The sequence below is a fragment of the Chromobacterium sphagni genome (assembly GCF_001855575.1).
Taxonomy (GTDB): Bacteria; Pseudomonadota; Gammaproteobacteria; order Burkholderiales; family Chromobacteriaceae; genus Chromobacterium; species Chromobacterium sphagni.
This window is the reverse complement of sequence record NZ_MKCS01000001.1, coordinates 2,322,140-2,341,549: the sequence shown is the minus strand read 5'-3', so window position 1 is coordinate 2,341,549 and position 19,410 is coordinate 2,322,140. Positions and strand designations below refer to the sequence as shown.

Here is a 19,410-nt window from a genome sequence, read left to right as displayed (position 1 = left end):
CACCTCCTATGCTGCTCTCCAAACCCGCTACAGGGTCTTCATGTACTCGATCAGGTCCCACTTTTCGCCGTCGCTCAAGTGGATGCCGTATGCGTGGCCGGTATTGTGGTTGCCCGGCAAACGGGTATCGAACCTGAAGTAGCCGCCCCCGCTGGCGTCCGGTCCGCCGCTGGCAAAGCCCACATTGCGGGTGTCGAACACGCTGGAGCCGCGGTAGAACGTCTTGGGCCGCTTGTCCGGCGGCTGCAGCAGGTCCCATAGCGTCGGCACCGAGCCGTTGTGCAGATACGGCGCGCGCAGCCAGATGCCGTCGGTCGGCGTGTTGCTGTAGCTCTGCGTCTTGCGGTAAGCGCCGAAATCGAACGGCGCTTTCCTGAACTGGTGGAACTTGTCCACCAGGCCGACGGTGAAGGAATTGACGCGGTACGGGTCGGTGCCCAGCTCGTCCAGGCCCACCGTCACCTGGCCGGTGGCGACCTTGCCGAAGTCATGGCAACTGGCGCAGTTTTGCTCCCATAGCGTCCGCCCGCGCGCCACCCGCACCTGGTCGAGGCCGCCGAACGGCCACTTGGGCGGCTCGTGCGTCAGCAGCCAATCGGTCACGCGCTTGAACTCGGCCGGCAGCACCGACTGCGGCGTCGCCCCCACCGCCATCGCCGCGGCGTAGTTGCGCTCATGGATGTCGTTGTTGTTGCCGTCCCAGTGCAGGTACAACGATTCGCGCGGCTTCTGATTCCAGATCTGCGGCAGATCCACCGTGCCGATGGTGGAGTCATCCGGGAAGCCGAAGATCGCCATTTTGGTCGGATTGAAGGTATCGGTGCGGCCCGGCCCCTGCAGCGGCCGCAGCTTCTGCCAGGCGTACTGCTTCTCCTGCTTGAGGAAGGCCTGCTGGGTGGCCGGCACGATCAGAAAGCGGTAGAACAACTTCTCGATCGGCCCCAGATCGTAATGCCGCTCGATCGCGTCCATTACCTTGCCCTTGAAGTCAGGATCGCCGGCGCAGTCGTACAGGAACCACTGGAACGACTCCAGATCCAGCAGCGCCGCCGGCGCGGTGGGCACCGGCACCGGCACGTCGTCGGCGCTCTTGCGATACATGCCGGTGTGGCACAGCGCGCAGTTGGGCTCCACCGACGGATAGCCTATCTGGCGCTTGGCCAGGCCTATCGGCAAATCATGCCCGCCCTCGTAGATGAAGCCGAAAGTCTGCCAGCCGCTGCCCATCCTGGGCATGCGCTGCGCGCACACCTGCGGCAGCACCGCGAACACGTACAGAGGGATGCGGGCGTCCTGTCCCAGGCCGATGGCGGCGTATTTGAAATGCTCGACGTCCGACTGCAGCGCAGGCTGCGGCACCTCGCGCAGCAGATTGGCCCACGTCTCGTAGCCGACGAAGGCCAACACCAGCACCACAACGATGGCGATCTTGCGGCAGGCGCCGGCAAAGCACTTGGCCAGGCAGCGCCACAAGCCGCACAGGCCGGCGAGGATCAATGGCCACGGCCGCTGCTCCGCCGGCAGGCCGATGTACAGCAAGACGCCCAGAATCACGAACATCGCGCCGTCGGTGTACAACAGCGGCTGGAAGGCGTCCGGATAGCCGGAGGTCTGGATCAGGTAAATCCAGAACGCCACCGCAATCAACCGGGACAGCACGCACAGCCAGGAATACACCGGATAGCGCGCGGCGTTGATGCCGGCGGGCGCGTAGAACAGGCTGACGCCCACCAGCAGCATGCCGGCGTTCTGCAGCCACGGGTACACCGCCTGGCTGGGCAGGCCGAAACTGCTGTTCAGATAGTCCGGCCAGAACAGCGCCGGGATGGCGAACACCATATTGATGGCGATGCCGATCCAGATGAAGCGCTGGAACCAGCGTACGCCACATTCCGCGCAACGAATCTTGTCCATGGGAATGTCCTTGTGAAGACGGCGTCGAATGGCCTAGGCGCGACCGGGGCCGGCCAGCGGCCCCGGCGCTTTCGCCTCAGCCGCCTGCGGTCTTGTCCAGATGGGCGACGATGGCCGGGTAGACATCGGCCGCCGCGTTCTTGCCGAACATGCAGTCAATGTGCCCGTAGCCCGGCACCACCAGACGGCTGTAGCGCTCCGGTCCGAAACGCTCCACTAGCTTGTTGAACGTGCGCTCGGTGCTCTCCGGCAGATAGCACTCGTTCTGCCCGCCGCTGATGAACAAAATGGGCATTTGCAACCGGTCGAAGTGCGGCATGTAGATGTCCGCGCCGTCGAACGCCACCAGCCTCCCCTCGCGGCACATCCGCGCCAGGTGCTCCATGGTTCGCATATTCGCCACGCCGAACAGCTCGTGCAGATTGTCGTGCAGCGTCTCGTTCAGGGTTTCGTGGCGGTACAGCGGCGCGTACATGAAGGTGATGCGGTGGCAGACCGGGTTGTCGCAGTAGCCTTGCGCCTCCGCCAGCGCGTAGCCCTTCAGCGCGGTGTCGTACAGCTTCTCGAACCAGTTGGAGTCGGACGCGGTGTAGGCGGTCAACGATTGCACGCCCAGCTTGTCCAGCACCGAGGGCAGATGCAGGCCGGTCTTCACCTGGGTAGCCGCCGGCACCACGATGTCGGCGGCGATCTGCGAGCACACCACCGACCTCACCCCCTCCAGCCCGGCCAGCAGGGACATGAAGAAGGTGGTAGCGCCGTAGCAGTGCACCACGCACTGCACATCGGCCGCGCCGGTGGCCTGCCGGATCTGCCGGATCGCCGCCGGATAGTCGTAGCGCGCCACCTGGTCGCCGTCCCACTGCCCCCGGCTGGCCTCCAGCAGGATGCTGACGCGGAAGTCCAGCAGCCACACGTCGTAGCCGCGCTGGTACAGGTACTCCAGCAGATTGGTGGAAATGGTGTCGGTGGAGAAGATATTGGAACCCACGCCCAGGCCGTGCACCAGCATCACCGGCCCCTTGTCGCCGCCCTGGTAGCGGGTGAGGCGCAAGTTGACGCCATCGTCGGTCGGAAAGAACAGCACTTCGGGCGCGCCGACATTGAGCGGACGCTTCTTGCGCGGCGCTGAGTCCGGGTTGAAATAGATGTTGGGCGCCAGCACGCCGCCATAGCTCTCCCACAGCGCGCCGGCGAAATACTCGCCGAAGCGGGCCATCCGCTTCAGCCGTTCCGCCTCGCTGGAGACGTTGAGCACCTTGATCGTGGCCATCTGCCGCGCGAAGTCGGCCGGCGCGATGCGCAGCACGCCGCTGCCCACCACCTCGCCGCCGCCGTCGGCGCCGCGGCATACCGTGACGTACAGCGTGCTGGTATCGGACCACACGCTGAGCACGCTGTGATTGCTCGGCACCCACTTGAAGGCGTTGAAAAAATATTCGCCGCCGTCCTCGGCCGTCAGCCGCATCTGGTAGTTCATGCGCCGCACGCCCACCTGCCCGGGAAACGTCTCGAACAGGTTGAACACGCCGTGGGTGACGGTCAGCGGCAACGGTGACAGCGCCGGCGCCTCCAGCGTGCCGACGATGGCGGCCGGATGGCTGGAGTCGGAAATCAGCCGGTCCAGATCGTCCGACGCCACGGTGACGGTAAAGCCCATCGTCGAACCCGCGTCCTTGCCAGCCTGCCAGGCGGCCTGGTAGGCGGCCAGATCGGCGCCGGCCGGCTGGCGGTGGGCGGTGGAGAAGAAGCCCTTCATCGTCTCGGTGAACTCGATGCCCGGCTTGTCCGACTGCGGTTCGGCGCGGCGGGAAGCCGATGGCAGCGTATAGTCGATCTTCCAGCCGTGGTCGGCGGCCAGCAGCGCCATCGCCCGCTCGCTGAGCGCGGAAATGGTGAGCAACGGATTGACTGCCAGCGAAGTGGGAATCACCGAGCCGTCGGTCACGTACAGGCCGGAATAGACATCGCGCCCGCTCGTCCCGCTGAACACCTGGCCCTTGTGGTTGACCACGCCCTGGCTGGCGTCCTCGCCCATCACGCAGCCGCCCAGCGGGTGCACGGTGATCAGGCTGTGCTTGAACAGATCGGTCCAGATCGGGTTGCGCACATAGATGCCGCCCAGCGCCCGGGTGGCCTCCTGCAGCCTGTCGTTGCCGATCTTGAAGTTGGGCTGCTCACCCACGTTTGGCCAGTCGAGCCGCAGCTGGTCATGTCCGTCCAGCGCCATCGTCCCCGCGCCGTCGTCGTGGCTCATGATCAGATAGGTCTGCAACCGGTTCATCGCGCCGTGGTAGGGCCCGCGCAGCGCGCTGTCGGCCTCGCGCGCGGCGTATTTCAGCTTGGCCAGCGCCCCGGCCTCCGCCGCCTGGCCCAGTTCGGCCGCCGCCGCGGCCATCGCCGGCGCCATCATGCCGCCGATGGCGCCGGGAATCGAGCCCTCCTCTATCACCATGCGCTTGCGCCAGTCGGTCTCGTCGCGCAGGTCGATGATGGAGGTGATACAAGGTCCCACCGGACCGACCTCCCTGGCCGAATGGCTGCCGAAGCCGATGCCGTTGATCCTGTCGTCGTTGTTGTAGCCGAAGCTCAGGATGTCGCCGTTGCCGCTCATATGCCTGCCCAGCCCTCCGGACAGCGAGAGACCTTGATCGCGCGAGCGCAGCAGAATCTCGGTGGAGCCCAGCGTGCCGGCGGACAGGATGACGATATCGGCCTTGACGAACAGCGTCGGCGCGTCGAATGCCTCCCGCCCGGTACCGACGTACTGGTAGTGCACGATCCAGCCGTCGCCGTCGCGTTGCAGGTAGCGCACCGACGCTTGGCAGAAGATTTCCGCGCCGTGGTTGCACGCGTCGGGCAGGTAGTTCATCAGCGTGGTGTTCTTGGCCTTGTTGTTGCAGCCGGAAACGCAGTCGCCGCAGTAGTTGCACGGTTGCTGCTCGACGCCGACGTGGTTGCGGCCGTCCGGCAGCGGCTCGAAGGTGACGTTGATCGGCGGCCGGTAGAAGCTGTGCTTGTCCTTGAGCCGCTCCGAGGATTTCTGGCTGGCCTGCAGCTTGGGCAATGCCGGCGCGGCGTCCGGGTAAGGATTGGGCCGCAGCATGTCCCGCGCCCGGAGGAAACCGTCTTTCAGCAGGGTGTCGGCGTGTTCCCGCAGCAGGCGCGGCCAGCGCGGGTCTTCGAACACCTGCGGCTCAGGCTGCAGCGAGACGTTGGCGTTGATCAGCGAGGTGCCGCCCAGGCCGCAGCCGACCATGACGTTCTGCTGCGGATTGACGTGCAGATCGTAGAGGCCGGTGCGCGAGCCCAGGTGGCCGTCCGGATGGTGCACCTGGAATTCCGGCGTGGCCTCGGCCAGCGTCGCCGGGTATTCGCCGGGGATGATCTCGCGTCCGCGCTCCAGCAGGCAGACGCTGCGGCCGGCCCGCGCCATCCGGGAAGCGGCGATGCCGCCGCCGTAGCCGGAACCGATCACCACGACTTCATAATGCGCCTTGATCTCGCTGATGGGGGTAGCAATGCGCGCCATTTTCGTGCTCCTGTACCGAATCGGACTTCAGGCCACGAATACCATGCAGAAGGCGCGGCGCAGCCAGGCTGCGCGAGCGCGATGCCGGCCAGGCCGGCAGCGTTATCGTTTTGTAACGCCTAATATTCGCTCTAGATCAAAAAAATTCCCATATCAATAATTAATGCGCGACAAACGGCGCATGACATGCCAAGGCCGCAAAAAAAGCCGGGAGCGCATGCTCCCGGCCCGGCATCTGGCGCAACAGCAGGCCCGGACGGGCCCAACGCACTCAGCGGCGCAGATACTCGACAAAGGCGTAGGCCAAGCCGCCGGCGCCCACCGCCGCCTCGCGCGCGGCTTCGCGCCAGTCTTCGGCGGCAAAGGCCGGAAAGTGCGCGTCGCCATCGAAAGGCTGGGCGATCTCGGTCAGGCACAGCTTGTCCGCCCGCGCCATCGCCTGGCGGTACAACTCGGCGCCGCCTATCAGGCACACCTCTTCCACGTCGCCCGCCAGTGCCAGCGCCTCGTCCAGCGAATGCGCCGCCTCGGCGCCTTCGGCGCGCCAGCCCTGCTGCCGCGTCACCACGATATTGCGCCGCCCTGGCAGCGGCCGGCCGATGGAATCCCAGGTCTTGCGGCCCATGACCACCGGTTTGCCCAGCGTCACCGCCTTGAAATGCTTCAGGTCTTCCGGCAAACGCCAGGGCAGGCGGTTCTCTATGCCTATGGTGCGGTTGGCGGCCATGGCGGCCACCAGCGTCAGCCGCGGTTTCTTGCTTGTCGTCATACCGCCACCGGTGCCTTGATGTGCGGATGCGGGTCGTAGCCTTCCAGCGCGAAGTCCTCGAAACGGAAGGCGAACAGGTCTCTTACCGCCGGATTGAGCTTCATTGTCGGCAGCGGACGCGGCTGGCGCGTTAATTGCAGCTGGGTCTGCTCCAGATGGTTGCTGTACAAGTGGGCGTCGCCCAGCGTGTGGACGAAGTCGCCGGCCTCCAAACCGCACACCTGCGCCACCATCATGGTCAGCAAGGCATAACTGGCGATATTGAACGGCACGCCCAGGAAGATGTCGGCCGAACGCTGGTACAACTGACAGGACAGCTTGCCGTCGGCCACGTAGAACTGGAACAGGCTGTGGCAGGGCGGCAGCGCCATCTGGTCCACCAGCGCCGGGTTCCACGCCGACACGATCAGCCGGCGCGAGTCCGGGTTCTTCTTGATCATGTCCAGGAGCTGGCTGATCTGGTCGATATGGCGGCCGTCCGGCGCCGGCCAGCTGCGCCACTGGTAGCCGTAGACCGGGCCGAGCTCGCCGTTTTCGTCGGCCCACTCGTCCCAGATCGACACGCCGTTTTCCTTCAGATAGCCGATATTGGTGTCGCCGGACAGAAACCACAGCAGTTCGTGGATAATGGAGCGCAGATGGCACTTCTTGGTGGTGACCAGCGGGAAACCGTCGGCCAGATTGAAGCGCATCTGGTAGCCGAACACCGAACGCGTGCCGGTGCCGGTGCGGTCGGCCTTGTCGTGGCCATGTTCCAGCACATGGCGCATCAGGTCGAGGTACTGTTGCATGTTGGCGATCCCATCGATAATCACTGTATTGTACCGCCTGCGCCGCGGACAGGCGAGGCGGCGATGCTGGCCGGAACGCCCCGGCATAGGCTACCATTCAGTTTAAAATCAAGACAAAAGCATTATTAAAGCGAGCCCATGGCAGAAGATTCCGACCTCGAACGCACCGAACCCGCGTCAGCCAAACGGCTTTCGATGGCGCGGGAAGACGGCAACATCCCCCGCTCGCGGGAGCTGTCGACGTTCGCCGTCACCATGGCGGGCGTATCGTTGCTGATGGTGCTGGGCGGCAAGATGGCCAGCTTTCTCGGCGACACCATGCGCCATTTGCTGACATTCGACCAGAGCACGGTGCAAAGCACCGAGCCGGTGCTGCTGCGCTTCAAGGAGGCGATCTTCGGCGCGCTGTGGCAGCTGGCGCCGTTCTTCGCCGGCCTGGCGCTGGTGGCGCTGTTCGTGCCCATGCTGATCGGCGGCTGGAACCTCACCCTGAAAGCGGTGGGTCCCAATTTCGGCAAACTCAATCCGCTGCCCGGCATCGGGCGGCTGTTCTCGCTGAACTCCGCCGCCGAGGGATTGAAGGCCATCCTGAAAAGCATGCTGATCGGCGGCATCGCCACCTGGTATATCTGGCGCGAACGGGGCGAGATCATCGGTCTGCTGGCGATGCCGCTCGAATCCGGCATACTGAAGATGACCGACATGATCATCCACACCTTCTTCATCGTCGCCTCGGCGATGATCCTGCTGGTGGCGCTGGATGTTCCTTACCAGCTGTGGACCTACTACAAGAAGCTGCGCATGACCAAGGAAGAGGTCAAGCAGGAATACAAGGAAGCGGAAGGCTCGCCGGAAGTGAAGGGCCGCATCCGCCAGATGCAGCGCGAAGCGGCGAGAAAGCGCATGATGCAGGAAGTGCCCAAGGCCAATGTAATCGTCACCAACCCGACCCACTTCGCGGTGGCGCTCAAGTACGACGAAGGCATGCGCGCGCCGCAGGTGATCGCCAAGGGCTCGCTGAAGCTGGCGGAGAAGATCATCGACACCGGCAAGGACTGCCGCGTGCCGGTGATGCGCTCGCCCAGCTTCGCCCGGGCGCTGTACTTCAACGCCGAACTCGGCGAGGACATCCCCGCGCCGCTGTACGCGGCGGCGGCCCAGGTGCTGGCCTACATATTCCAGCTGCAGCAGTACCAGGCGGTCGGCGGCATGGCGCCGGTGTTCCCGGACAAGCTCGAAGTGCCCGCCGAGCTTGACCCCTACAGCAAACGTCCGCAAGATTCGGCGCCTGAAGAAAGCCTATAAGCCAGCATGGACTCCATCCTACAGATCCTCAGAAGCCTCAAGATCTCCCAGCTCGCCGGGCCGCTGCTCATCATCCTGATCCTGACGATGATGGTGCTGCCGCTGCCGCCGGTGCTGCTGGACATCTTCTTCACCTTCAACATCGCGGTGTCGGTGATCGTGCTCTTGGTTGGGATCAACGTCAGGAAGCCGCTGGACTTCTCGTCCTTCCCGTCGGTGCTCTTGGTCACCACCCTGCTGCGGCTGTCGCTGAACGTCGCCTCCAGCCGGGTGGTGCTGCTGGAAGGCCATACCGGACCGGACGCCGCCGGCAAGGTGATCGAATCGTTCTCCCACTTTCTGGTGGGCGGCAACGTCGCCATCGGCATCGTGGTGTTCGTCATCATCACTATCATCAACTTCGTGGTGATCACCAAGGGCGCCGGCCGCATCGCCGAAGTGTCGGCCCGCTTCACCCTGGACGCGATGCCCGGCAAGCAGATGGCGATCGACGCCGACCTCAACGCCGGCCTGATCGGCGAGGACGAGGCCCGCAAGCGCCGCTCCACCATCGCCGAGGAAGCCAACTTCTTCGGCGCGATGGACGGCGCCTCCAAATTCGTCCGCGGCGACGCGATGGCCGGCATTATGATCATCCTGATAAACATCATCGGCGGCCTGATCGTCGGCGTGGTGCAACACGACCTGCCGGTGGGCCAGGCGGCCGAAACCTACACGCTGCTGACCATAGGCGATGGCTTGGTGGCGCAGATTCCGGCGCTGATCATCTCCACCGCCGCCGGCATCGTGGTGTCGCGCGTCGGCACCGATCAGGACATGTCGGAGCAGTTCCTGACCCAGCTGTTCACCAAGCCGCAGGTACTGTACATCACCTCGGCGGTGATAGGCATGATAGGCCTGATCCCCAATATGCCCCATCTGTCCTTCCTGCTGATCGCCGGCGCGCTGCTGGCGCTGGCCAGGACGATGGAGCAGCGGCACCAGCGCGAGCTGGCGCGCGAGCAGCAGGCGGCGCTGCCGCCGCCGGCGCCGGAACAGCAAGGCGCGGAAGTCAGCTGGAACGATGTCCAGCACGTGGACCAGCTAGGCATGGAAGTGGGCTACCGGCTGATTCCGCTGGTGGACCGCACCCAGGACGGCGAACTATTGCGCCGCATCCGCGGCATCCGCAAGAAGATCGCTCAGGATCTGGGCTTCCTGGTGCCGCCAGTGCACATCCGCGACAACCTGGAAATCAAGCCCAACGCCTACCGCATCCTGCTGAAAGGCGTGGAGCTGGGCAAGGGCGAGGCCTATATCGGCCAGTTCCTGGCGATCAACCCCGGCCGGGTGAGCAAGGAAATCGCCGGCAACGCCACCACCGACCCGGCCTTCGGCCTGCCGGCGGTGTGGATAGACGCCGGCAAGCGGGAAGAGGCGCAGTCGCTGGGCTATACCGTGGTGGACGCCAGCACCGTGGTCGCCACCCATATTTCCAATTTGCTGCAAACCCATGCGGCGGAGTTGCTGGGCCGCGAGGAAGTGCAGGCGCTGATCGACCATCAGGCCAAGGAGTCGCCGAAGCTGATCGAAGACCTGGTTCCCAAGGTGGTGCCGGTGGGCACGCTGCAAAAGGTGCTGCAGCAACTGCTGAACGACGGCATCCACATCCGCGACTTCCGCACCATCATAGAAACGCTGGCCGATCACCTCCCCGCCAATCAGGATGTGGACGAATTGACCAGCACCGTGCGCACCGCGCTGTCGCGGGTGATCGTGCAGCAGCTGTTCCCCGGCGAGGCGGAACTGCCGCTGATGACGCTGGAGCCGGCGCTGGAAAACGTCTTGATGCAGGCGGTGCAATCGAAGGCAGGCGGCGGCCTGGAGCCCGGCCTGGCGGAAAACCTGCTGTCGAGCGCCGCGCAACAGACCGAACAGGTGGAGATTCAGGGTTACAATCCGGTACTGCTGACCGCACCCGGTCTGCGGCCCCTGCTGGCGCGCTTTCTGCGCCGGGCATTGCCGCAACTGCGTGTGATTTCGCATAATGAGATCCCGGACAATAAATCCATTCGTATAATTGCGGTAATCGGCGGTAGCAAGGGCTAATCGACAATGGTGGTGAAAAAGTTCTTCGGGAAGACCACTCGAGACGCACTCAGGCAAGTTCGCGAAGAACTGGGGGCGGATGCCCTCATTTTGTCCAACCGCCCCACCATGGGCGGCGGGGTGGAAATCATGGCGGTGGCCGACGCCGACGTCGCCAACCTGGCCAGCACCCTGTCCACCTCCAGCAGCAAGCATCCGCCGCGCAACGCGCCGCCGGCGGTCAATCGCCCGCAGCAGCCCGCCCCCATCCCGCCCAACGGCAGCGCGGTGAACCGCGCCATCGCCCGCACCTACGCGATGCCGGTGGAGCCGCTGGAAAGCCCGGCGCCGCCGCGGCTGGAAAGCGCCAGGCCGCGGATGGAGCCGGTCTACTCCCCGCCGGAGCCGGCCCCGGCTCCCCTGCCCGCGCAGCCGGCCGCCGCGGCGGCCCGGTCTGTCAGCGCTCCGGCGACAGCGCAGCCGCGTCCGGTCGCGGCCCGGCCGCCGCAGGCGCAACCGTCCAATGGCGAGGAGTCGGAGCAGATGGCCCAGGAACTCAGGCAGATAGGCGACGAAATCAAACTGCTGCGCAGCCTGCTGCAAAGCCAGTTGGCCAGCTTCGCCTGGTCGGACATGGAAGGCAAGGCGCCAAACCGCATCGAGCTGTTCAAACACCTGCTGGCGATGGGATTCTCCGCCCAGCTGATCCGCCAGCTGATAGAAAAGATGCCGGCGCAGTACCAGGCCGAAGTCGCCGTCAAATGGGCGCGCTCGGCGCTGGTGCACAATCTGAAATGCGCGGACGCCGACAAGGAAGTGATGGACCGCGGCGGCATCTTCGCTCTGGTCGGCCCCACCGGCGTCGGCAAGACCACCACCGTGGCCAAGCTGGCGGCTCGCGCCACCATGCGCTTCGGCGCGCAGCACGTGGCGCTGATCACCACCGACAGCTACCGGATCGGCGCGCAGGACCAGCTGCGCATCTACGGCAAGATACTGGGCGTGCCGGTGTTCTCCATCCAGAACGAGGGCGATCTGCAGCTGACGCTGGCCGACCTGTCCAACCGCCACATCGTTTTCATCGACACCGTGGGCATGGGCCAGCGCGACGCTCGCGTGCTGGCGCAGATAGACATGCTGCGCACCGCCGGCCGGCCGATAGAACGGCTGCTGCTGTTGGCCGCCAATACCGACGGCCACACGCTGGAAGACGTGGTGCGGCGCTACCGCGGCGACGGCCTGGCCGGCTGCATCCTGTCCAAGATAGACGAGGCGGTGGCGCAGGGCCCCAGCCTGGACGTGATCATCCGCAACCGCCTCAAGCTCTATTTCATCACCAACGGCCAGCGGGTGCCGGAAGACCTGCACTCGGCCAACGCCGCCTTCCTGGTGGACCGCGCGATGCGCGCCCAGCAGATAGGCTCGCCGTTTTCGCTGCAGGCCGACGAGCTGCCCATCATGCAGGCGGCCCAGGCCGGATGGCTGTAAACGTCATGCAGGACCAAGCCGCCAGCCTCCGCCTGCTCGCCGCGCAACAGAACCGCGCGCCCAGCTTCGCCTTCATCGGCTCCGAGCACTCCGGCACCAGCACGCTGGTGACCGAGCTGTCGCTGGGCCTGGCCTACGCCGGGCTGCGGCCGCTGGTGGTAGACTGTTGCCTGGGACAGGTGCAGACGCGCCGTCTGGGCGTCCCATCCACCGCCACCCTGGAAAGCCAGGTGGTCAGCGTGGGCGGACTGGATGAAATGATGATCACCTCGCGCCAGGGGGTACAGCTGGTCAACCTTTACGCAAGGCCGGAACAGCGCGCGCTGTTCTCCACCCAGCTGTGGCTTAGGCTGGGCAGCGAGTTCGGCGCGCTGGAACGCGACGCCTCGGCGCTGCTGATCGACGTGCCCAACCCCGGCCTGGACGCCATCCCGGCCAGCGTAGCCGACAATCTGGTGCTGGTGCTGACGCCAGCGGCCGAGTCGCTGACCACCGCCTACGCCAACATCAAGCGGCTGGCCAGCCAGTATGGCCGCCAGCGCTTCAATGTGTTGATCAACCGCGCGCGCCACCTGGACGAGGCGCGCGAACTGTTCACCCGGCTGTCGGCGGTCACCGGCGAGTTTCTGACGGTTTCGCTGCGCTGGGTGGGCTTCGTGCCGCACGACAATACCGTGCGCCGCAGCCAGACGCTGCACCGCCCTCTGATGGAGGCCTTCCCCGACAGCGAAGCCGCCGCCGCGTTCTCGCAACTGGCGGCGGTGCTGCTGCACTGGGATGCGCCGGAGACCGCGCGCGACAGTACCGGATACATGGACTTGCTGATTGCCGCCTCGCGCGACTGGGCCGAGGCAGATGGAGCCAAACCCTTATGAGTATCCCGTCATTCCGCCGATCGGGCTATGCCAACGCGGCCCCCAGCGTCGAGATAGACGTGGAGGCCTACGCCCCGCTGGTACGCAAGCTGGCCAGCATCATGATCGCCCGCTTGCCGGCCTCGGTGGACTTGGGCGACCTGATCCAGGTGGGCATGATCGGCCTGATCGAAGCCGCGCGCCAGTTCGATCCGGCGCAGGGCGTGATGTTCGAAACCTTCGCCAGCCAGCGCATCCGCGGCGCGATGCTGGACGAACTCAGGCGAGAGGACTGGCTGCCGCGCCAGGCCAGGCGCAACGCCCGCCAGATAGAGGAAGCGATATCCCGGCTGGAACAGCAGCTGAGCCGGGCGCCGCTGGAATCGGAAATCGCCGCCGAACTCGGGATCGATCTGGATCAATACCAGGACATGCTGGGAGAATGCAAAGGCACCACCCTGCTACACTTCGAGGACTTCAGCGGCGACGATGGCGAAAACCCGCACAACCCGGTGGCCAATGTCGCCGACGAGGATTCGCCGGACCCGCTGGCCGCGCTCGCCGACGACAACTTCCGCCAGCATCTGATCAGCGCGATCAAGTTCCTGCCAGAACGCGACCAGCTGGTGATGGCGCTGTACTACGAACAGGAACTGAACCTGAAGGAAATCGGCGCGGTGCTCGGCGTGACCGAGTCCCGGGTCTGCCAGCTGCACAGCCAGGCCATCGCCCGGCTGCGGGCCAAACTGAAAGACTGGCTGTAAGGGAGGGCCCGGTTGACATGATGCCGGGCTTCAGACCAGCTCAATAACGGAAACACCTAGTGGACAAGATCAGTCTAATCGCCATCATCCTGGGCCTGACCGCCATCATCGCCGGCCAGGCCATAGAAGGGGGCAGCCTCGGTTCGCTGATGCAGCTGACCGCCTTCATGATAGTCATCGGCGGCACCGCCAGCGCGGTGATGCTGCAAAGCACGCCCAAACAGTTCATGGCCGGCCTGCGCATGGTCCGCTGGATCTTTCGTCCGCCCAATTTCGACCACGAGAAAATGATCCGCGAAGTGGTGAACTGGAGCCAGACCTCGCGCAAGGGCGGGCTGCTGGCGCTGGAAGGGGTGATCAACATGCAAAGGGACCCGTTCACCAAGAAGGCGTTGCAAATGCTGGTGGACGGCACCGAGCCGGACACGCTGCGCGCGGTGATGGACGTGGAGATCAGCATGTTCGAGCACGCCCGCAAACAGGCGGCGCGCATCTGGGAATCGGCCGGCGGCTATTCGCCCACCATGGGCATTCTGGGCGCGGTGCTGGGCCTGATCCACGTGATGGAAAACCTGTCGGACCCGTCCAAGCTGGGCGGCGGCATCGCGGTGGCCTTCGTCGCCACCGTCTACGGCGTCGGCTCGGCCAACCTGTTTTTCCTGCCGGTGGGCAACAAACTCAAGCACCTGGTGGCGTCGGAGCTGGCGATGAAGGAGCTGGTGGTGGAAGGCATCGTCGCCATCGCCAACGGCGAAAACCCGCGCATCATCGAAAGCCGGCTGCGCGGCTTCCTGGCGATGCATGAATAAACCGGCGCAGCCCCGCCGGCCAATGAAAAAGGCAAGCCCGCGCGGCTTGCCTTTTTCCATCGCTACGCTGTCTTACAACTCGATCAGCTCCCGCTCCGGCCTGCGCAATTCGCTCTCCAGCAGCTTGTAGTAGTCCAGATCGAAAGCCGGCTCGCCGGTCAACTCGCCGCCATTGCGGCGCGATCCCAGGTAGCACCAGCGGTCGAACAGGTGCTGCACCACGTCGCCGCACACCTCGTCCCGCTCCACCACCGCCACCGCGGCCTCGAACGGCCATGGCTTGACCTTTAGCCGCTGCAGCGCCGACAGCAGCCGCAGATTGTGGCTGTCCGCGCCCTCCTTGCCGACGCAGGCGCCGCGGCAGCGCTGCAGGCTGTAGGCGTTGCAGGCCGCGCCCTTGCGGCTGGTCACCTGCTCCACCCCCAGCACCGCCTGGCACAAGCCTTGCGCCAGCGCGATCTGCGCCAGCGCCTTGCGCGCCTCGCGCGCGTTGCGGAACAGGCCGTACAAGTCTGTGGTGCGGCTGAAGTCCATGTCCTGCGCCGATACCGGCCGCAGCCGCACGAAGCCGTCCGCGTCGGTCTGCAATTGCAGCGAACAGGCCTCGCCCAGCATCCGCGCGCGCGGATTGTGCAGCGGCAGGTGGTAACGCAGCCATTGCAGCTCCTGCAGATGGGCGCCGAACTCGCCCAGGCTCTCCCGCCACTCCACCCTCGCCACCGGCTCGTCTATGCGCACCTCGTGGCTCTTATGGCCGGGTTTGGCCCTGGAGAAGTGGCCCAGCACCTTGCGGTACAGATTGGCGGCGCGACCGACATACAGCGCGCGGTCCTCCAGATCGAACAACACATACACACCGGCCGAATCCGGCAACTCCTCGATCTGCTGCTGCAGTTGCGGCGCCAGGTCGCTCAACTCGGCCGGCTGCGACAGCAGTTGCGCCGCCTCATGCGTCAGCCGCTCTTGCCCCAACTCGGCCGCGGCTATCTGCAGGAAGCGGTGCACCGCCTCGGCATCGGCCAGCGCGCGATGCCGCTCCGGCATCTCGATGCCGTGCCGCGCGATCAGGCTGTCCAGGCTGTGCTTGAAGTGCTGCGGATACAGCCGGCGCGACAGCTTGACCGTGCACAGCGTCTGCGTCTGGAAACGCAGGCCATGGCGGCGGAATTCATTTTTCAAAAAACCGTAATCGAAACGGGCGTTGTGCGCCAGCAGCAGGCGGCCCTGCAGCCGCGACAGCAGTTCGCCGGCCAGCGCGGCAAACGGCGGCGCCCCGGCCACCATCTCATTGCGGATGCCGGTCATGTTTTCGATGAAGGGCGGAATCGGCTGACCGGGATTGACCAGCCAGGACTGGCGCTCCACCCGCTCGCCATCGATCAGGATCATGCCCACCTCGGTGATGCGGTCGCGGCTGATATTGCCGCCTGTGGTTTCCAGGTCGACAATGGCGCAGGGCTGTTCAAACAAGGTATTCAATCTATTTAGTCGCTTTCAGTCGTGCAGCGTCGCTCGCCGAACATGCCATTTGCCTAATCATGTTGGAGCGCTGCGACAGCAATAGCAGGCCAGTTTACCGGCTTTGCAAAAAAAATCCTACGGGGTGTTGACAGCCCAAAACACCATCTGTAATATCCACCTCCTCGCAAGACACAACGTCTAGCGAGGCAGTGCACCCGTAGCTCAGTTGGATAGAGTATCTGGCTACGAACCAGAGGGTCGGGCGTTCGAATCGCTCCGGGTGCACCACAATTCAGCGTCCCTATAGTTTAGCGGTTAGAACACCGCCCTTTCACGGCGGTAGCCGGGGTTCGATTCCCCGTGGGGACGCCAAAGCTGCACCCGTAGCTCAGTTGGATAGAGTATCTGGCTACGAACCAGAGGGTCGGGCGTTCGAATCGCTCCGGGTGCACCACAGTTTAAGTCCCTATAGTTTAGCGGTTAGAACACCGCCCTTTCACGGCGGTAGCCGGGGTTCGATTCCCCGTGGGGACGCCAGATTCAAGAAAAAGCCCAGCATGCAGATGCTGGGCTTTTTCGCATTCGTCGCGCAAACATTGAAACAAGCCGCCCAGCGGCGGACGCCCGGGACTGGCAGTGCCCGACAACGACCCAAGCGCGTCAGAGCAACGGATAGAACAGATATTCACCCCGTTTTACCCCACTAAAACCAAAGGCTGAAGCATAGGCCCGCCACCGGCGCGACAACTGATCAACAGCAACGGCAGCACCGTGCGCCATGCCCGCCGCCAGGAATAAGGAGTCCGCCTGCCGCCGACGTTCTAGCAAAGACAATATATTCTAAAAGCATTAACTATGCTTATTTTGTTTAATACACAAAAATGACAAAGTGATACATTGTATTTTTCAAAGTTTCCATAGGACCAGCCTTGCCTGGAGACATTTCGTGAAAATACATAAACAATTTAACTCATATATCATTTATGCATTACTGAGCGGAGCCGCCTGGCCTGCGCTGGCCGACACTGCCAGCTCCGACAATAGCACCGCACTGGAACGCGTCACCGTCACCGGCTCGCGCATCTCCCGATCGGAGCAGAAAGGACCGACCAGCGTCACCGTAATCACCGGCACCGACATCGAAAAACAAGGCTACACCAATGTCTATGACGCGCTGAACAGCCTGCCCCAGAACACCGGCTTCACCCAGGGCGCGGACTTCGGCAACACCTTCACCCCAGCAGCCAATGCCATCAGCCTGCGCGGCCTGGGCCCCAATCACACGCTGACGCTGATCAACGGCCGCCGAGTCGCCGATTACCCGACTGCGTACGACGGCTCGGTCAATTTCGTCAATCTGGCCAACATTCCGGCCGCCATGATAGACCGGATAGAAATCCTCAACGGCGGCGCCTCCGCCATTTACGGCTCCGACGCCATCGCCGGCGTGGTCAACGTCATCCTGAAAAAGAAAACCGACGGCGTGGATGTCAACGTCAAGGTCGGCGCCAGCGAACACCATGGCGGCGAGAATGGCAGACTACAAATCAGCGGCGGCCACAGCTGGGATCAGCTCAGCCTGATCTACGGACTGGAACTGAGCCAGCGCAACGCCATCTGGAGCAATCAACGCGGCTTCATGGCCGACAACAGCTCGGATGGCTCCGCCCCCACCACCATCTGGTCCCGACAGGTCAAGCAAGGCCCGAACAAGGGGCAATACATAGGCGCCGGAAATTGCGGCGTCTTTGCCAGCCTGTTCAACAACAGCGTCCGGCCCTACGCGATCCACACCAAGACCGGCAACGGCGTGGTTTGCGCCAGCGGCCAGGCCAATCCAGACTACTGGACCATCCAGACCGCCAACCAAAGCCAGAACGGCTACCTGAGCGCCAACTACCAGCTCAACGACCACGCCGAACTGTTCAGCGATGCCCTGCTCGGCTTCAACCATACCGAAAACAACACCCGCGGTCCGGCATGGACCTCGCTGGGCGGCTCCAACCAATACTTCCTCAACCAGAACACCGGGCAGTACGAACAATGGACCAGGCGGCTAGCGCCGGAAGAAATCGGCGGCGCCACCACCTACAACCGCAAATGGGACGACCTGTCAGCCAACCTCACCTTCGGCATACGCGGCGATCTGCCCGGCACCAGCTGGAATTACGAAGCCGCGTACAATGCCTCGATCTACACCAGCCAGCAGACCGCACCGCGGCTGCTGGCCAACGTCGACAGCCTCTTCCTCGGTCCGCAACTGGGCACCGACAGCAACGGCATAGGCATCTACGCCCCCAACGCGGCGAATTTTGCCACCCCGATCACGACGGCGCAATTCAACAGCGTCCTCGGCAGAAGCGTGGAGCAGGACAAATCCTGGCTACAGGCGCTGAGCCTCAGCGGCAGCGGCGACCTGTTCAAACTGCCGGCAGGGGCGGTGAAGCTGGCCGGCGCGCTGGAATGGGGCAGCCAGGGCTTCAGCAACGATCCCGACACCCAACTAGGGCAAGGCGTGTTCTACCGCACCTCTCCCGGCAGCCACGCCGGCGGCACCCGCGCGCGCCAGGCCGCCGGCGCGGAGCTGCTCATTCCGCTTCACCCGCGCCTGAACGTCACCCTATCGGGCCGCTATGACCGCTTGGCCATCTCTGACAGCAGCGTCGGCAAGTTCACCTATGGCAGCGGCCTGGAATTCCGCCCGCTGGACACGCTGCTGCTGCGCGGCAACTACGCCACCAGCTTCCGTGCGCCAGACATGAACTACCTATTCCTGACGCAAAGCCGCGGCTACTACCCAGACGTGACCGACTACTGGCGCTGCCTGCAAGCCGGCCAGCCCAACGCCACCTGCGACTACAAAGACCTGGCGGCCAACTTCGTCAAAAGCGGCAATCCGAACCTTAAGCCTGAAAACGGAAAATCCTACGGCTTCGGCTTCGTCTGGTCGCCCAGCACCGACGCCGACCTGTCGCTGGACTACTGGAATATCACCATCAACGACCTAGTGACCGACCTGGACCAGGACAAAATCCTGCACGATGAGGCGGATTGCCGCAGCGGCAAGCTGGACATCGACTCCAGCCTCTGCCAGGACGCGCTACGGCGGGTGCAGCGCAATCCGGCCAATGCCGTACTGGATCCGGGCGCCATCAACCAGATCCTGACCAATCCGATCAACGCAGCCAACGAACGCACCAGCGGCATAGACCTGAACGGCAAGCTGCGCTGGAAGACCGCGCGCTGGGGCCGCTTCCAGCTGCAGGCCAGCTACTCCCAGGTGCTGACCTTCACCTATCAGCAATTCGCCGGCGACCCCACTCAGGATAGGCTGCAGGACTTGAGCAATCACGACTGGCGCAACAAGCTGAGCGCCAGCCTGGGCTGGAATATCGGCAACTGGTCGTCCACGCTGCAACTGACGCGCTACGGCAAAGTGCCGAACAATGCCGAAAACGGCTACTTGACGCCCACCATCCTGGCCAATCTGAGCGTAGGCTATCAATTGAGCAAGCAAACTTCGCTAAGCCTGATCGTCAACAACCTGCAGGACTTCATCAAGAAGGACTACAGCGAGGGCTCGCCGTTCTACCCGGTAGGCACGTACCCGCCTTACGGCCGCCAGGTCTGGCTGGAACTGAATCACCACTTCTGAA

The 19,410-nt window shown here is 64.2% G+C and carries 12 protein-coding genes and 4 tRNA genes; 11 read left to right on the top strand and 5 right to left on the bottom strand.

From position 1 onward, the window contains the following. Positions 1–27 precede the first annotated feature (27 nt). The 4 genes from BI347_RS11100 to BI347_RS11085 all read right to left on the bottom strand — a co-directional run bounded on the left by BI347_RS11100 (position 28) and on the right by BI347_RS11085 (position 7,006). Complete coding sequence (locus BI347_RS11100; protein ID WP_071112624.1) at positions 28–1,914, bottom strand: c-type cytochrome; 1,887 nt, start codon at positions 1,912–1,914, stop codon at positions 28–30. A gap of 76 nt (positions 1,915–1,990) precedes the next feature. Continuing rightward, positions 1,991–5,446, bottom strand: a complete 3,456-nt coding sequence (locus tag BI347_RS11095) for an alpha/beta fold hydrolase (protein ID WP_071115883.1) — start codon at positions 5,444–5,446, stop codon at positions 1,991–1,993. Positions 5,447–5,717: 271 nt separating this feature from the next. After that, entirely contained in the window at positions 5,718–6,215 is a 498-nt protein-coding gene (locus tag BI347_RS11090) for a dihydrofolate reductase (protein ID WP_071112622.1), read from the bottom strand. Next, positions 6,212–7,006: a thymidylate synthase gene (locus tag BI347_RS11085; protein ID WP_071116398.1), complete on the bottom strand. Its 795-nt coding sequence runs from the start codon at positions 7,004–7,006 to the stop codon at positions 6,212–6,214. The genes BI347_RS11090 and BI347_RS11085 overlap by 4 nt, the downstream gene beginning before the upstream one ends. 138 nt (positions 7,007–7,144) lie before the next feature. Between BI347_RS11085 and flhB the strand changes: the two genes are divergently transcribed. The 6 genes from flhB to BI347_RS11055 are packed head-to-tail and all read left to right on the top strand — an operon-like array spanning position 7,145 to position 14,293. Then, positions 7,145–8,311: a flagellar biosynthesis protein FlhB gene (flhB, locus tag BI347_RS11080; RefSeq protein WP_071112621.1), complete on the top strand. Its 1,167-nt coding sequence runs from the start codon at positions 7,145–7,147 to the stop codon at positions 8,309–8,311. Between the two features lie 6 nt (positions 8,312–8,317). Next, the gene (gene flhA, locus BI347_RS11075; RefSeq protein WP_071112620.1) at positions 8,318–10,399 is read left to right on the top strand and encodes a flagellar biosynthesis protein FlhA; all 2,082 of its coding nucleotides are present in this window, start codon (positions 8,318–8,320) and stop codon (positions 10,397–10,399) included. A gap of 6 nt (positions 10,400–10,405) precedes the next feature. After that, positions 10,406–11,866, top strand: a complete 1,461-nt coding sequence (gene flhF / locus BI347_RS11070) for a flagellar biosynthesis GTPase FlhF (RefSeq protein WP_071115882.1) — start codon at positions 10,406–10,408, stop codon at positions 11,864–11,866. Then, positions 11,857–12,741 (top strand): MinD/ParA family ATP-binding protein, encoded by an 885-nt coding sequence (locus BI347_RS11065; protein WP_239690865.1) that lies wholly within the window; start codon positions 11,857–11,859, stop codon positions 12,739–12,741. Before flhF ends, BI347_RS11065 begins: the two co-directional genes overlap by 10 nt. Continuing rightward, positions 12,738–13,484: an RNA polymerase sigma factor FliA gene (locus BI347_RS11060; protein WP_071112617.1), complete on the top strand. Its 747-nt coding sequence runs from the start codon at positions 12,738–12,740 to the stop codon at positions 13,482–13,484. The genes BI347_RS11065 and BI347_RS11060 overlap by 4 nt, the downstream gene beginning before the upstream one ends. 59 nt (positions 13,485–13,543) lie before the next feature. Next, a complete protein-coding gene (locus BI347_RS11055) occupies positions 13,544–14,293 on the top strand; it encodes a flagellar motor protein (RefSeq protein WP_071112616.1) in 750 nt (249 codons plus the stop codon). Positions 14,294–14,365: 72 nt separating this feature from the next. On the opposite strand, the gene BI347_RS11050 is transcribed toward BI347_RS11055, so the two are convergent. After that, positions 14,366–15,772: an exonuclease domain-containing protein gene (locus BI347_RS11050; protein WP_239690864.1), complete on the bottom strand. Its 1,407-nt coding sequence runs from the start codon at positions 15,770–15,772 to the stop codon at positions 14,366–14,368. 193 nt (positions 15,773–15,965) lie between these two features. On the opposite strand from BI347_RS11050, the gene BI347_RS11045 reads away from it, so the two are divergent. The 5 genes from BI347_RS11045 (at position 15,966) to BI347_RS11025 (ending at position 19,409) form a co-directional block, all read left to right on the top strand. Further along, positions 15,966–16,042, top strand: a tRNA-Arg gene (locus BI347_RS11045). A gap of 9 nt (positions 16,043–16,051) precedes the next feature. Beyond that, a tRNA-Glu gene (locus BI347_RS11040) sits at positions 16,052–16,126 on the top strand. 5 nt (positions 16,127–16,131) lie between these two features. Next, a tRNA-Arg gene (locus BI347_RS11035) sits at positions 16,132–16,208 on the top strand. Between the two features lie 8 nt (positions 16,209–16,216). Continuing rightward, positions 16,217–16,291: transfer RNA gene (locus tag BI347_RS11030), tRNA-Glu, on the top strand. Positions 16,292–16,700: 409 nt separating this feature from the next. Further along, positions 16,701–19,409, top strand: coding sequence for a TonB-dependent receptor plug domain-containing protein (locus BI347_RS11025; protein ID WP_083338823.1), 2,709 nt, complete (start codon positions 16,701–16,703; stop codon positions 19,407–19,409). Position 19,410 lies beyond the last annotated feature (1 nt).